We start from the raw sequence: 13,913 nt of genomic DNA on the forward strand, positions 1-13,913 counted from the left end.
ATAGTATAAAAATGGGAAGAGATTTAAAATATACAAGAAATATAGGTATTGCTGCTCACATTGATGCTGGTAAAACAACAACTACGGAGCGTATACTTTTTTATACAGGTGTAAGTCACAAAATTGGTGAGGTACACGACGGTGCTGCTACTATGGACTGGATGGAGCAGGAGCAGGAGCGTGGTATTACCATTACATCTGCGGCAACTACATGTACATGGAATTTCCCAACTGAAAACGGGAAACCTACAGCAGATGCCAAGGGATATCACTTTAACATTATTGATACCCCCGGTCACGTTGACTTTACAGTGGAAGTAAACCGATCTTTAAGAGTACTTGATGGATTGGTTTTTTTATTTAGTGCTGTTGACGGAGTAGAGCCTCAGTCTGAAACCAACTGGAGATTGGCAGACAACTACAAGGTTCCTCGTATGGGATTTGTAAACAAAATGGACCGTCAGGGGTCTAACTTCCTTAATGTATGTAAGCAGGTAAAAGAAATGTTAGGTTCTAACGCAGTGCCTATCGTTTTACCTATCGGTGATGAAGCAGATTTTAAAGGAATCGTTGACCTGGTTAAAAACCGTGCAATTGTATGGCATGAAGAAAACTTCGGAGCAACTTTTGACGTAGTGGATATTCCTGCGGAAATGGTAGACGAAGTTAAAGAATACAGAGCTGCATTAATTGAAGCTGTTGCTGAATATGATGAAGCTTTAATGGAGAAGTTCTTCGAGGATGAGAACTCTATTACTGAGGATGAGATCCACGCTGCGCTTAGAGCTGCGGTAATGGATATGAGTATCATTCCTATGGTATGTGGTTCTTCATTTAAGAACAAAGGAGTTCAGTTCCTTTTAGATGCAGTATGTAGATACCTTCCTTCTCCAACAGATAAGGAGGCGATCGTAGGTACTGATCCTAATACTGAAGAAGAGATCTCTCGTAAGCCTGATGTAAGTGAGCCTTTCTCAGCTTTAGCATTTAAGATCGCTACAGATCCTTTCGTAGGTCGTCTGGCTTTCTTTAGAGCGTATTCAGGTAGACTGGATGCTGGTTCTTATGTGTTGAACAACCGTTCCGGTAAGAGAGAGCGTATTTCCCGTATCTATCAGATGCACTCAAACAAGCAGAATGCTATTGAGTATATCGAAGCTGGAGATATAGGTGCTGCTGTTGGTTTTAAAGATATCAAGACGGGTGATACTCTTTCTGATGAGAAATCACCGATCGTTCTTGAAAGTATGGTGTTCCCTGATCCTGTAATCGGTATCGCGGTAGAGCCAAAAACCAAGGCTGATGTAGATAAGTTAGGAATGGCGTTGGCTAAACTTGCAGAAGAAGATCCGACATTCCAGGTAAAAACTGATGAGGCTTCAGGACAGACTATTATTTCTGGTATGGGTGAGCTTCACTTAGATATTATCGTTGACCGTCTTAAGAGAGAATTTAAGGTTGATGTAAACCAGGGACAGCCTCAGGTAGAGTACAAAGAAGCTATTACTGCCAAGGCAGATCACAGAGAGGTGTACAAGAAGCAGTCTGGTGGACGTGGTAAATTTGCGGATATCGTATTTACTATGGAACCTGCTGAAGAAGGTAAGTCTGGTTTAGAGTTTGTTAATGAGATTAAAGGAGGTAATATTCCTAAAGAATATATCCCATCTGTAGAAAAAGGATTTAAAGAGGCTATGAAGAATGGTCCTTTAGCCGGATTCGAGATGGATAGTATGAAGGTTACGTTGAAGGATGGATCTTTCCACGCGGTGGATTCGGATTCACTTTCTTTCGAACTGGCTGCCAAACTAGGGTACAAAGGTGCTGCTAAAGCTGCCCGTGCCGTATTGATGGAGCCTATCATGAAATTAGAAGTGCTTACTCCTGAAGAAAACATGGGAGATATTGTAGGTGACCTTAACCGTCGTCGTGGACAAGTAAACAACATGGACGACAGAGCAGGGTCTAAAGTAATCAAGGCAGAAGTGCCGTTATCGGAAATGTTTGGATATGTTACTTCATTAAGAACATTGTCTTCCGGTAGAGCAACTTCTACTATGGAATTTTCTCACTACGCTGAAACTCCTTCGAATATTGCCGAAGAAGTTGTGAAAGCTGCAAAAGGAGTAACCGCTTAAATTTTAGGAAAATGAGTCAAAAAATCAGAATAAAACTAAAATCATACGATCACAATTTAGTAGATAAGTCTGCTGAGAAGATTGTAAAAACTGTAAAAACTACAGGAGCTGTTGTTACCGGGCCAATCCCGTTACCAACACACAAAAAGATCTTTACTGTTTTGCGTTCTCCTCACGTGAACAAGAAGTCAAGAGAGCAGTTTCAGTTGAGTTCTTATAAAAGATTACTCGATATCTACAGCTCGTCTTCTAAGACTATCGACGCTTTAATGAAGCTTGAATTGCCAAGTGGAGTTGAAGTAGAGATCAAAGTGTGATGATTTTAATGTCGGGAAGCAGGCCTTTCCGATAACATGTCCTGAGCGTTTCGCGAGGGAAAAACGGAAAAAATACATTCAGGGTTGAAGTATTTTGACCCTGTTTTTTTAATAAATAAGTAAATAAATAATAATAATTATGTCTGGGTTAATTGGAAAAAAGATCGGTATGACCAGCATCTTCGACGAGAACGGGAAGAATATCCCTTGTACCGTTATTGAAGCTGGGCCATGCGTAGTTACCCAAGTCAGAACCAGTGAGGTTGACGGGTATGAGGCCCTTCAGCTTGGTTTCGATGACAAGGCAGAAAAACGTGCAATAAAGGCCGAAGCAGGTCATTTTAAGAAAGCAGGTGTTTCTCCTAAGAAGAAAGTTGTTGAATTCCAAGGGTTTGAAGGAGATTACAAACTGGGTGATACTATTTCGGTAGATCACTTCGAAGAAGGAGAATTTGTTGATGTATCAGGTACATCAAAAGGTAAAGGTTTCCAGGGTGTTGTAAAAAGACACGGTTTTGGTGGTGTAGGTCAGGCGACCCACGGTCAGCACAACCGTTTAAGAGCACCTGGATCTATTGGAGCATCGTCTTACCCTTCAAGAGTATTCAAGGGAATGCGAATGGCTGGTAGAATGGGAGCAGAAAGAGTAACAGTTCAAAACTTAAGAGTGTTGAAGGTAGTTCCTGAGAAGAATCTTTTAGTTGTTAAAGGATGTGTTCCGGGACACAAGAACGCTTATGTAATCATTCAGAAGTAATGGAAGTAGCAGTATTAGATATTAAAGGAAAAGAAACAGGAAGAAAGGTGAACCTTTCTGACGATGTTTTCGCTATAGAGCCTAATAATCATGCTGTGTATTTAGATGTTAAGCAATACCTGGCAAATCAGAGACAGGGAACGCACAAGTCTAAAGAGAGAGCAGAAATTGCAGGAAGTACACGCAAGATTAAAAAGCAAAAAGGAACAGGAACTGCAAGAGCGGGAAGTATTAAGAATCCTTTGTTTGTTGGTGGAGGTAGAATTTTTGGTCCAAGACCGAGAAGTTACTCTCAAAAACTAAACAAAAACCTTAAGAGATTAGCTCGTAAATCTGCCCTAAGTATTAAGGCAAAAGAGCAATCAATTTTGGTTGTTGAGGATTTCAATCTGGAAGCTCCGAGAACAAAAGATTTTACTAATATTTTGAAGGCTTTAGGGTTAGAGAGCAAAAAGTCTTTGTTTGTGTTGGGCGATTCAAATAATAATGTATATTTGTCGTCACGCAATTTAAAGAGCTCTGAAGTTGTAACTAACTCAGAATTAAGCACTTACAAAATATTAAACGCAAACAATATTGTGCTTCTTGAAGGTTCTTTAGAAGGAATAGAGTCGAACTTAAGTAAATAAGAAACCAGATGAGTGTGTTAATAAAACCTATTATTACGGAAAAAGTGACAGCTGATAGCGAGTTGAACAACCGCTATGGTTTCATTGTAGACTCTAATGCAAACAAATTGGAGATTAAAGATGCAATAGAGTCTGCTTACGGAGTTACTGTGGATAAGGTTCGCACAATGAACTACGGTCCTAAGAGAAGAACTCGTTATACGAAGGCAGGAATCCAGCACGGAAAAACAAATGCTTTTAAGAAAGCAATTGTTCAGGTGGCTGAAGGAGATACTATTGATTTTTATAGTAATATATAAGTAGAGACAAAAAATGTCAGTTAGAAAATTAAAACCAATCACTCCTGCACAGCGTTTTAGAGTAGTAAACGGATTTGACGCGATTACTACTGATAAGCCGGAGAAAAGCTTGCTTGCTCCGTTAAAAAAGTCGGGAGGTAGAAACAGTCAAGGTAAAATGACTATGCGCCATAGAGGTGGTGGTCATAAAAGAAAGTATCGTATCATAGACTTTAAGAGAAATAAAGTTGGGGTAGACGCTACTGTAGAGTCGATCCAGTACGATCCGAACAGAACTGCATTCATCGCTTTGTTGAAATATACAGACGGTGAGAAAAGGTATATTATTGCTCAAAATGGTCTTCAGGTTGGGCAAAAACTGGTTTCTGGTTCTAATGTAGCACCGGAGATCGGAAATGCAATGCCTTTAAGTGATATTCCATTAGGTACAATTATTTCTTGTATAGAGTTACGCCCGGGTCAGGGAGCTGTTATGGCTCGTAGTGCCGGAGCGTTTGCTCAGTTAATGGCGAGAGACGGTAAATATGCTACCATTAAACTTCCTTCTGGTGAGACCAGATTAGTACTTACAGGTTGTTATGCAACTGTAGGAGCTGTATCTAACTCAGATCATCAGTTGTTAGTTTCAGGTAAAGCAGGTAGAAGTAGATGGTTGGGTAGAAGACCAAGAACAAGACCAGTAGCAATGAACCCTGTTGATCATCCGATGGGTGGTGGAGAAGGTAGAGCTTCTGGAGGTCACCCAAGATCTAAGAATGGAATACCTGCTAAAGGTTTTAGAACACGTTCTAAAACAAAAGCAAGTAATAAGTATATCGTAGAACGTAGAAAGAAATAAAAGAAATTAAAGATGGCACGTTCACTAAAAAAAGGACCATACGTTCATTATAGTTTAGAGAAAAAGGTTCAGCAAAATGTTGAGTCTGGTAAGAAATCAGTTATCAAGACCTGGTCAAGAGCATCTATGATCACTCCTGATTTTGTAGGTCAGACGATTGCTGTTCATAATGGACGCCAGTTTGTTCCTGTATATGTTACAGAGAACATGGTAGGGCATAAACTAGGAGAATTTTCACCGACAAGATCTTTTAGAGGTCACGCTGGTGCAAAAAATAAAGGAAAAAAATAAGTAAGCCATGGGAGTTCGTAAAAGAGAAAGAGCAGAGCAAATAAAAGAAGCTAAAAAGAGTTTAGCATTTGCAAAGTTGAATAACTGCCCTACATCTCCGAGAAAAATGCGTCTAGTTGCGGATTTAGTAAGAGGAGAGAAAGTAGAGAAGGCGCTTGCTATTTTAAAGTTCAATCAAAAGGAGGCATCTCGTCGTCTTGAGAAACTGTTGTTATCGGCTATCGCTAACTGGCAGGCTAAGAACGAGGATGCTAGCATTGAGGATGCAGATCTTTTTGTAAAAGAGATCAGAGTAGACGGAGGTACTATGCTTAAAAGACTTCGTCCGGCTCCTCAGGGTAGAGCGCATAGAATTAGAAAACGTTCCAACCATGTTACATTGGTGTTGGGAACTAATAATAACACACAAAGCTAAGATAGAGAATGGGACAGAAAACAAATCCAATCGGAAATCGCCTTGGTATTATCAGAGGATGGGAGTCTAACTGGTACGGAGGCAACGATTACGGCGATAAATTAGCCGAAGACGATAAGATCAGAAAATATGTTTACGTTCGTCTAGCTAAAGCTAGTGTTTCTAGAGTAATTATCGAGCGAACCTTAAAGCTTGTAACCGTTACTATCACCACAGCCCGTCCTGGTATCATTATTGGTAAAGGCGGTCAGGAGGTAGACAAGCTAAAAGAAGAGCTTAAGAAAATTACTGATAAGGAAGTTCAGATCAATATCTTTGAAATTAAAAGACCAGAGCTGGATGCGAATTTGGTAGCGGCAAGTATTGCTCGTCAGATTGAAAGCAGAATTTCATACAGACGTGCTATTAAAATGGCTATTGCAGCTGCTATGAGAATGAACGCAGAAGGTATTAAGGTGCAGATCTCCGGACGTTTGAACGGAGCGGAGATGGCGCGTTCTGAGTCTTACAAGGATGGTCGAATTCCGCTATCAACCTTTAGGGCTGATATTGATTATGCACTTCACGAAGCTCATACTACTTATGGTAGATTAGGAGTTAAAGTGTGGATCATGAAAGGCGAGGTTTACGGGAAAAGAGAACTTTCTCCGCTAGTAGGTATGTCCAAAAAGCAGGGAAAATCCAATACCGGTAATGCATCAGGAGGTGCGAGAAAAGCTCGTCGTAGAAAGTAATTTTTTAAAGTAAAGAAAAATGTTACAGCCAAAAAGAACCAAATATCGTAAAATGCAAAAAGGCCGTATGAAAGGGAACTCTCAAAGAGGGAACCAGCTTTCAAACGGTATGTTTGGTATCAAATCTTTGGATTCTTCATTCATAACAGCACGCCAGATTGAGGCGGCTCGTGTTGCAGCAACCCGTTATATGAAAAGGGAAGGGCAGCTATGGATAAAGATTTTCCCGGATAAACCGATCACCAAAAAGCCTTTAGAAGTACGTATGGGTAAAGGTAAGGGTGCACCAGAATATTGGGCAGCCGTAGTAAAACCAGGCAGAATTATGTTTGAGGTTGGTGGTGTGCCGCTAGATGTTGCTAAAGAAGCATTACGTCTTGCAGCTCAAAAACTTCCTGTAAAAACTAAGTTTGTTGTAGCAAGAGATTTTGCAGCTTAATTTGTACAAATATGAGACAGTCAGAAATTATAGAATTATCTACTGCTGAGCTACAAGAAAAGCTTGGTGAACTCAAAAAGAGTTATGCAGATTTAAAAATGGCTCACAGTGTGACACCTCTTGAGAATCCACTTCAACTGAGACAAGTAAGAAGAACGGTAGCCAGAGTGGCCACAGAGCTAACTAAAAGAGAATTACAATAATTCGATTCTGCTTAAGATGGAAAAAAGAAATTTAAGAAAAGAAAGAGTAGGGGTAGTTACCAGTAATAAAATGCAGAAATCTATCGTGGTTTCTGAAGTTAAACGTGTAAAGCACCCTATGTACGGTAAGTTCGTGTTGAAAACAAAGAAATATGTTGCACACGACGAAAAGAACGATTGTAACATTGGAGATACCGTAAGGATTATGGAAACTCGTCCTTTAAGTAGAACCAAATGTTGGAGATTAGTTGAAATCATTGAAAGAGCGAAGTAATTATGGTACAACAAGAATCTAGATTAAAAGTAGCAGATAACACCGGGGCAAAAGAAGTTTTGACCATACGTGTTTTAGGTGGTACAAAAAGAAGATATGCTTCTGTTGGTGACAAAATTGTCGTTACCGTAAAAGATGCCACTCCTAACGGAAACGTAAAAAAGGGGCAGGTATCTACAGCAGTAGTTGTTCGTACCAAAAAAGAGGTAAGAAGACCAGACGGTTCTTATATCCGTTTCGATGACAATGCATGTGTATTGTTAAACCCTACGGGCGAAATGAGAGGAACTCGTGTTTTCGGTCCTGTTGCCAGAGAACTTCGAGATAAGCAATTTATGAAAATTGTATCATTAGCACCTGAGGTGCTTTAATACATGTATTAAGATGATAAAGCTAAAGATAAAATCAGGAGATACGGTAAGAGTGATTGCTGGAGACCACAAAGGGTCGGAAGGTAAGATTCTTAAAGTAGATCGTGAAAAGAATAAAGCGATCGTTGAGGGTATCAACATGGTTTCAAAACATGAGAAACCAAGTGCTAAGAATCCTCAGGGAGGGATCGTTGAGAAAGAAGCTCCTATTCATATTTCAAACCTTGCTTTAATAGATCCTAAGTCTAGCGAAGCTACCAAGGTTGGGTATGAAGAGAGAGATGGAAAGAAAGTGAGAATCTCTAAGAAGTCTAAAGAAGTAATATAATTATGGCTTATATACCAAGATTAAAACAGGAGTACAGAGATAGAATTATCGCTGCCCTTAGAGAAGAGTTCGGATACGACAACATTATGCAGGTTCCGAAACTTGAGAAGATTGTTATTAGCCGTGGAGTTGGTGCTGCAGTTGCCGATAAAAAACTAATCGACTATGCTGTTGATGAGTTAACTAAAATATCAGGTCAGAAAGCAGTTTCTACAATATCTAAAAAGGACGTTGCGAGTTTTAAACTTCGTAAAGGAATGCCGATCGGGGCTAAAGTTACCCTAAGAGGTGAGAGAATGTATGAGTTTTTAGATAGATTAATTACTTCTGCCTTACCACGAGTTAGGGATTTTCAAGGAATCAGAGCTACTGGTTTTGACGGGAGAGGGAATTATAACCTTGGAGTAACAGAGCAGATCATCTTTCCTGAGATCGATATCGATAAGGTAAACAAGATCTCCGGAATGGATATTACATTTGTTACTTCGGCTCCTACCGATAAGGAAGCAAAATCATTATTAAGCGAACTAGGATTACCTTTTAAAAAGAATTAAAGTATGGCTAAAGAATCAATGAAAGCCCGCGAGGTTAAGAGACAAAAATTGGTTGCTAAGTATGCTGCTAAGCGTAAAGCTTTAAAAGAAGCTGGCGATTATGAAGCACTACAGAAACTTCCAAAGAACTCTTCTCCGGTACGTTTACACAACCGTTGTAAGCTAACAGGAAGACCTAAAGGGTATATGCGTACATTCGGAATTTCTCGTGTTACGTTCAGAGAAATGGCTAACCAGGGATTAATTCCGGGAGTTAAAAAAGCAAGTTGGTAAAAGTTTAAAAGGATAATAAGATGTATACAGATCCTATAGCAGATTATTTAACGAGAATTAGAAATGCCAGTAGTGCTGGACACAGAGTGGTTGAGATACCGGCTTCTAAACTAAAAAAGGAAATTACCAAGATCTTATTCGATCAGGGGTATATCCTAAGTTATAAATTCGAAGATAATTCGGTGCAGGGTTCTATTAAAATAGCTTTGAAATACGATAAGCTTACCAAAGAACCGATTATTAGAAAAATACATAGAGTAAGTAAGCCTGGTCTACGTAAGTATGCTGGTTCTACTGAGCTGCCTAGAGTGTTAAACGGTCTGGGAATAGCTATTGTCTCTACTTCTCACGGAGTAATGACAAGCAAGCAGGCGAAGCAGGAAAATGTAGGTGGTGAAGTTTTATGTTACGTTTACTAAAAATTAAAGACAAAGAAAATGTCAAGAATAGGTAAAAGTCCAATAAGTATTCCGGAAGGTGTTACAATCACCGTAGAGAACGACATCGTTACTGTAAAAGGTAAATTAGGTGAGTTGTCTCAGGAGGTGAAAGGCATTACGGTTAAACAGGAGGACGGACAATTAATATTGGAAAGATCTGACGATTCCAAGCCTCAGAGGGCTAGTCATGGTTTATACAGAGCTTTGTTAAACAATATGGTTGAAGGTGTTTCTTCTGGTTTTACTAAAGAATTAGAGTTAGTAGGTGTTGGTTACAGAGCTAGCAACCAGGGACAAAAATTAGATTTGGCCCTAGGATTCTCTCACAACATCGTTTTTGAGTTGGCTCCTGAGATAAAAGTGGAAACTATATCTGTAAAAGGTAAAAACCCAATAGTTAAACTAACCTCACACGATAAACAATTAGTTGGTCACGTAGCAGCGAAGATTCGCTCTTTCCGTAAACCTGAACCTTACAAAGGTAAAGGAGTTAAGTTTGTGGGTGAACAATTAAGAAGAAAAGCAGGTAAATCAGCTTAATAATTAGCAAAATGGCATTATCAAAGACTGAAAGAAGACAACGAATAAAGAGCAGAATCAGAAAAGTGATTTCTGGAACGACTGAAAGACCTAGATTAGCGATTTTCAGAAGTAATAAAGAGATCTATGCTCAGATTGTGGATGATACAAAAGGTGTTACTTTAGTATCTGCTTCATCCAGAGATAAAGAAATAAGCGAGTCTAAAGGTACTAAATCTGAAATAGCTGCCCTTGTTGGGAAAGCTATCGCAGAGAAAGCTTTAAAGGCCGGTGTGGAAACTATCTCTTTCGATAGAGGTGGATATCTGTATCACGGAAGAGTAAAATCATTAGCTGAAGGAGCCAGAGAAGGCGGACTTAAATTCTAAGAAATTATTATGTATCAAAATTATAAAAACGTAGAACTAGTGAAGCCAAGCGGTCTTGAATTAAAAGATAGATTGGTTGGTGTTCAAAGAGTTACTAAAGTTACTAAAGGAGGTAGAGCATTCGGTTTTTCTGCAATCGTGGTAGTAGGTGATGAAAATGGTGTAGTGGGTCACGGTTTAGGAAAATCTAAAGAAGTTGCAGATGCTATCGCCAAGGCTGTTGAAGATGCAAAAAAGAACCTGGTTCGAATTCCTCTTAACAAAGCTACTTTACCTCACGAACAAAAAGGTAAATACGGTGGAGCAAGAGTATATTTGCAGCCTGCTTCTCACGGTACCGGGGTAATTGCCGGTGGTGCTGTAAGGGCGGTATTGGAAGCCGTTGGTGTACACGATGTACTTTCTAAATCGCAAGGTTCGTCTAACCCTCACAATGTTGTTAAAGCAACTTTCGATGCTTTATTAAGACTACGTGATGCCAGAACTATTGCAGCTCAGAGAGGTATCTCTTTAGAAAAAGTTTTTAAAGGATAAATCACAAGGATAAACAATGGGAAAGATTAAAGTTACACAAGTACGAAGCAATATTAAGCGTCCTCAGGATCAGAAGAGAACCTTAGAGGCACTTGGGCTTAGAAGGATAGGTCATGTGGTAGAACATGATGCTACACCTGTAATCCTTGGTATGGTAAATAAAGTTAAACACTTAGTTTCTGTAGAAGAAGCTTAATAACAATATTATGAATTTAAGTAACTTACAACCAGCAGAAGGTTCAGTTCATAAAGACGGTAAAAGAGTCGGTAGAGGACAAGGTTCCGGTAAAGGTGGCACTGCTACAAGAGGTCACAAAGGAGCTAAATCACGCTCTGGTTACTCTAAAAAGATCGGTTTCGAAGGTGGTCAGATGCCACTTCAGAGACGTGTTCCTAAATTCGGTTTCAAGAATATTAACCGTAAGGAATATGTTGGGATCAATCTTGGAAAATTACAAGAGATGGTAGATAACGGTATCATTACAGATACAGTTGATCTTGATACTTTAGTGAATAACCGACTTGCTAAAAGAACAGAACTAGTTAAAATTTTAGGAGGCGGAGAATTAAAAGCTAAACTAAAAGTATCTGTTCATAAATTTACTGCTAGCGCTAAAGCAGCTATTGAAGCGGCCGGTGGTGAAGCGGTAACTTTATAATTAAAAAACACCATGAAGAAATTTTTTGAAACACTTAGCAATATTTGGAAGATCGACGAACTTAAGAACAGGATCATTGTTACTTTAGGTTTGTTATTGGTGTACCGTTTCGGTGCCCATGTCGTGCTTCCTGGTATTGATTCGGTACAATTGGCAGAATTGACAAGCAGAACCGATGGAGGAGGATTATTAGGAATACTTAACGCCTTTACAGGAGGAGCATTTGCAAATGCCTCTGTTTTTGCATTAGGGATCATGCCTTATATCTCTGCATCTATTGTTGTTCAGCTTATGGGAATAGCAATTCCTTATCTTCAGAAACTACAGAAAGAAGGTGAAAGTGGTAGGAGAACCATTAACCAGATCACCAGATGGCTAACCATTGCTATCTGTGTTGTTCAGGCACCTGCTTATCTTTACGGTTTGGGAGCTTTAGGAGTGCCGGACAGCGCTTTCCTTTTAGGAAAAGGTCTGGACTTTATTATTCCTTCTGTCATCATCCTTGTTACCGGAACTATCTTTGCTATGTGGTTGGGTGAAAAGATTACCGATAAAGGAATCGGTAATGGTATTTCACTGCTCATCATGGTAGGTATCATAGCTCAAATGCCATTGTCATTTATCCAGGAATTCGTTTCAAGGGTATCTGAGAACAACGGTGGTTTGATGCTGATATTAATTGAAGTAATTATATGGTTTGTTGTAATTCTTGCTTCTGTAATGCTGGTAATGGCTACACGTCAGATCCCGGTACAATACGCAAGAAGAACAGCTTCCGGAGGCTATGAAAAGAATGTTTTCGGATCCAGACAATATATTCCTCTAAAGCTTAATGCTTCGGGAGTAATGCCAATCATCTTTGCACAGGCTATCATGTTTGTACCAAGTGCATTGGCCAGCTTGTCTGATTCTGAAACGGCAAAGTCTGTTCAGGCTGCCTTCGGTGATATTTTCGGACTGTGGTATAATATTGTATTTGCCTTACTGATCATTGTATTTACATATTTCTATACGGCAATTACAGTACCGACCAATAAAATGGCAGACGATCTTAAAAGAAGCGGTGGCTTTATTCCCGGTATCAGACCAGGAAAGGAAACCTCAGATTACCTTGATAAAATCATGTCCTTAATTACATTCCCGGGATCTGTATTCCTGGCCCTTATAGCGGTTCTACCTGCTGTCGTGGTTAAGATTGTAGGGATCCAGCAGGGATGGGCATTGTTTTACGGAGGAACTTCGCTTCTGATTATGGTTGGGGTTGCCATCGATACAATGCAACAGGTTAACTCATACTTGTTGAACAGACATTATGATGGTTTAATGAAAACTGGTAAAAACAGAAAAGTAGTTGCATAAATTTCGATATGGCAAAACAAGCAGCAATAGAACAAGACGGAACCATTATTGAAGCATTGTCTAATGCAATGTTCAGAGTAGAATTAGAGAATGGTCATGTAGTTACGGCTCATATCTCAGGGAAGATGCGTATGCATTATATTAAATTACTTCCCGGGGATAAGGTAAAACTTGAAATGAGTCCCTACGACCTTACTAAAGCTAGAATTACATATAGATATTAAAGATATAGTTAGATGAAAGTAAGAGCATCACTAAAAAAGAGAAGTCCCGAGTGCAAAATTGTGCGTCGTAAGGGGAGATTATACGTAATCAATAAAAAGAATCCTAGATTTAAACAAAGACAAGGGTAAGTTATGGCAAGAATCGCAGGAGTAGATATACCAAAGCAAAAAAGAGGGGTTATTTCATTAACCTATATTTACGGAATTGGTAGAAGCAGAGCTCAAGAAATTTTACAGAAAGCTCAAGTTAGTGAAGATACTAAAGTATCTGATTGGAATGACGACGAAATAGGTCGTATCCGAGATGCGGTCTCTTCTTATACAATAGAAGGTGAATTGCGTTCTGAAGTTCAGTTAAACATCAAGCGTTTAATGGACATAGGATGCTACAGAGGTATTCGTCACAGAAGCGGACTTCCGCTAAGAGGTCAGAAGACCAAGAATAACTCTAGAACTAGAAAAGGTAAAAGGAAAACGGTTGCTAACAAGAAAAAAGCAACTAAATAATAAGTAGCGTAATATGGCAAAGTCAAATACAAAAACTTCTAAGAAACGTAAAGTTGTAGTTGAATCTGTTGGTGAAGCTCATGTTTCCGCGACTTTTAATAACATCATTATCTCCCTTACAAACAAAAAAGGAGATGTTATTTCTTGGTCATCTGCCGGTAAAATGGGATTCAGAGGATCTAAGAAAAACACACCTTATGCTGCTCAGATGGCAGCCGAAGATGCTGCTAAGGTAGCTCAGGAGGCCGGATTGAGAAAGGTAAAGGTATATGTTAAAGGTCCAGGTAACGGAAGAGAATCTGCAATCAGAACTATTCACAATGCAGGAATAGAGGTTACAGAGATTATAGATGTTACTCCATTACCACATAATGGATGTCGTCCACCAAAAAGAAGAAGAGTTTAATTATTTATTTGTTTAA

The 13,913-nt window shown here is 39.3% G+C and carries 27 protein-coding genes; all 27 read left to right on the top strand.

What is annotated here, in order from left to right; genetic code table 11:
- Positions 1-11: 11 nt before the first annotated feature.
- Complete coding sequence (gene fusA, locus GWK08_RS17030) at positions 12-2,138, top strand: elongation factor G (protein WP_163608459.1); 2,127 nt, start codon at positions 12-14, stop codon at positions 2,136-2,138.
- Positions 2,139-2,149: 11 nt separating this feature from the next.
- Complete coding sequence (gene rpsJ / locus GWK08_RS17035; protein WP_007094989.1) at positions 2,150-2,455, top strand: 30S ribosomal protein S10; 306 nt, start codon at positions 2,150-2,152, stop codon at positions 2,453-2,455.
- A 139-nt stretch (positions 2,456-2,594) separates the two neighbouring features.
- Entirely contained in the window at positions 2,595-3,212 is a 618-nt protein-coding gene (gene rplC / locus GWK08_RS17040) for a 50S ribosomal protein L3 (protein ID WP_163608460.1), read from the top strand.
- The gene (gene rplD / locus GWK08_RS17045; protein ID WP_163608461.1) at positions 3,212-3,841 is read left to right on the top strand and encodes a 50S ribosomal protein L4; all 630 of its coding nucleotides are present in this window, start codon (positions 3,212-3,214) and stop codon (positions 3,839-3,841) included. The genes rplC and rplD overlap by 1 nt, the downstream gene beginning before the upstream one ends.
- Positions 3,842-3,849: 8 nt before the next feature.
- Positions 3,850-4,140: a 50S ribosomal protein L23 gene (gene rplW, locus GWK08_RS17050; RefSeq protein ID WP_163608462.1), complete on the top strand. Its 291-nt coding sequence runs from the start codon at positions 3,850-3,852 to the stop codon at positions 4,138-4,140.
- 13 nt (positions 4,141-4,153) lie between these two features.
- The gene (gene rplB / locus GWK08_RS17055) at positions 4,154-4,978 is read left to right on the top strand and encodes a 50S ribosomal protein L2 (protein ID WP_163608463.1); all 825 of its coding nucleotides are present in this window, start codon (positions 4,154-4,156) and stop codon (positions 4,976-4,978) included.
- 12 nt (positions 4,979-4,990) lie between these two features.
- Positions 4,991-5,269: a 30S ribosomal protein S19 gene (gene rpsS, locus GWK08_RS17060; protein ID WP_008992274.1), complete on the top strand. Its 279-nt coding sequence runs from the start codon at positions 4,991-4,993 to the stop codon at positions 5,267-5,269.
- 7 nt (positions 5,270-5,276) lie between these two features.
- On the top strand, positions 5,277-5,684 hold the full coding sequence (gene rplV, locus GWK08_RS17065) for a 50S ribosomal protein L22 (protein ID WP_163608464.1): 408 nt from the start codon (positions 5,277-5,279) through the stop codon (positions 5,682-5,684).
- Positions 5,685-5,692: 8 nt separating this feature from the next.
- Positions 5,693-6,418 carry a 30S ribosomal protein S3 gene (gene rpsC / locus GWK08_RS17070; protein ID WP_163608465.1) on the top strand — a complete coding sequence of 242 codons (726 nt, stop codon included), beginning with the start codon at positions 5,693-5,695 and terminating at the stop codon, positions 6,416-6,418.
- Positions 6,419-6,437: 19 nt separating this feature from the next.
- Entirely contained in the window at positions 6,438-6,857 is a 420-nt protein-coding gene (gene rplP / locus GWK08_RS17075; RefSeq protein WP_163608466.1) for a 50S ribosomal protein L16, read from the top strand.
- Between the two features lie 11 nt (positions 6,858-6,868).
- The gene (rpmC, locus tag GWK08_RS17080) at positions 6,869-7,060 is read left to right on the top strand and encodes a 50S ribosomal protein L29 (RefSeq protein ID WP_163608467.1); all 192 of its coding nucleotides are present in this window, start codon (positions 6,869-6,871) and stop codon (positions 7,058-7,060) included.
- A gap of 16 nt (positions 7,061-7,076) precedes the next feature.
- Positions 7,077-7,334, top strand: coding sequence for a 30S ribosomal protein S17 (gene rpsQ / locus GWK08_RS17085; protein ID WP_163608468.1), 258 nt, complete (start codon positions 7,077-7,079; stop codon positions 7,332-7,334).
- Between the two features lie 2 nt (positions 7,335-7,336).
- Positions 7,337-7,705 carry a 50S ribosomal protein L14 gene (rplN, locus tag GWK08_RS17090; RefSeq protein ID WP_163608469.1) on the top strand — a complete coding sequence of 123 codons (369 nt, stop codon included), beginning with the start codon at positions 7,337-7,339 and terminating at the stop codon, positions 7,703-7,705.
- Between the two features lie 13 nt (positions 7,706-7,718).
- Positions 7,719-8,033, top strand: coding sequence for a 50S ribosomal protein L24 (rplX, locus tag GWK08_RS17095; RefSeq protein ID WP_163608470.1), 315 nt, complete (start codon positions 7,719-7,721; stop codon positions 8,031-8,033).
- Between the two features lie 2 nt (positions 8,034-8,035).
- Complete coding sequence (gene rplE, locus GWK08_RS17100; protein ID WP_163608471.1) at positions 8,036-8,587, top strand: 50S ribosomal protein L5; 552 nt, start codon at positions 8,036-8,038, stop codon at positions 8,585-8,587.
- 3 nt (positions 8,588-8,590) lie between these two features.
- Positions 8,591-8,860, top strand: coding sequence for a 30S ribosomal protein S14 (gene rpsN, locus GWK08_RS17105; RefSeq protein ID WP_163608472.1), 270 nt, complete (start codon positions 8,591-8,593; stop codon positions 8,858-8,860).
- Positions 8,861-8,880: 20 nt separating this feature from the next.
- Complete coding sequence (gene rpsH / locus GWK08_RS17110) at positions 8,881-9,279, top strand: 30S ribosomal protein S8 (protein WP_163608473.1); 399 nt, start codon at positions 8,881-8,883, stop codon at positions 9,277-9,279.
- Between the two features lie 18 nt (positions 9,280-9,297).
- A complete protein-coding gene (rplF, locus tag GWK08_RS17115) occupies positions 9,298-9,840 on the top strand; it encodes a 50S ribosomal protein L6 (RefSeq protein ID WP_163608474.1) in 543 nt (180 codons plus the stop codon).
- 11 nt (positions 9,841-9,851) lie between these two features.
- A complete protein-coding gene (gene rplR, locus GWK08_RS17120) occupies positions 9,852-10,208 on the top strand; it encodes a 50S ribosomal protein L18 (protein WP_163608475.1) in 357 nt (118 codons plus the stop codon).
- A gap of 9 nt (positions 10,209-10,217) precedes the next feature.
- Positions 10,218-10,742: a 30S ribosomal protein S5 gene (gene rpsE / locus GWK08_RS17125; RefSeq protein WP_163608476.1), complete on the top strand. Its 525-nt coding sequence runs from the start codon at positions 10,218-10,220 to the stop codon at positions 10,740-10,742.
- A 16-nt stretch (positions 10,743-10,758) separates the two neighbouring features.
- Entirely contained in the window at positions 10,759-10,938 is a 180-nt protein-coding gene (gene rpmD / locus GWK08_RS17130; RefSeq protein ID WP_163608477.1) for a 50S ribosomal protein L30, read from the top strand.
- Positions 10,939-10,948: 10 nt separating this feature from the next.
- Positions 10,949-11,401, top strand: a complete 453-nt coding sequence (rplO, locus tag GWK08_RS17135; protein ID WP_163608478.1) for a 50S ribosomal protein L15 — start codon at positions 10,949-10,951, stop codon at positions 11,399-11,401.
- A 12-nt stretch (positions 11,402-11,413) separates the two neighbouring features.
- On the top strand, positions 11,414-12,760 hold the full coding sequence (gene secY, locus GWK08_RS17140) for a preprotein translocase subunit SecY (RefSeq protein WP_163608479.1): 1,347 nt from the start codon (positions 11,414-11,416) through the stop codon (positions 12,758-12,760).
- A gap of 8 nt (positions 12,761-12,768) precedes the next feature.
- Entirely contained in the window at positions 12,769-12,984 is a 216-nt protein-coding gene (gene infA / locus GWK08_RS17145; protein WP_011710675.1) for a translation initiation factor IF-1, read from the top strand.
- 12 nt (positions 12,985-12,996) lie between these two features.
- Positions 12,997-13,113 (top strand): type B 50S ribosomal protein L36, encoded by a 117-nt coding sequence (gene ykgO / locus GWK08_RS17150; RefSeq protein ID WP_074978891.1) that lies wholly within the window; start codon positions 12,997-12,999, stop codon positions 13,111-13,113.
- Between the two features lie 3 nt (positions 13,114-13,116).
- Positions 13,117-13,491 carry a 30S ribosomal protein S13 gene (rpsM, locus tag GWK08_RS17155; protein WP_163608480.1) on the top strand — a complete coding sequence of 125 codons (375 nt, stop codon included), beginning with the start codon at positions 13,117-13,119 and terminating at the stop codon, positions 13,489-13,491.
- Positions 13,492-13,504: 13 nt separating this feature from the next.
- Complete coding sequence (gene rpsK, locus GWK08_RS17160) at positions 13,505-13,897, top strand: 30S ribosomal protein S11 (protein WP_163608481.1); 393 nt, start codon at positions 13,505-13,507, stop codon at positions 13,895-13,897.
- Positions 13,898-13,913 lie beyond the last annotated feature (16 nt).

Source organism: Leptobacterium flavescens, from assembly GCF_010671605.1.
GTDB lineage: Bacteria > Bacteroidota > Bacteroidia > Flavobacteriales > Flavobacteriaceae > Leptobacterium > Leptobacterium flavescens.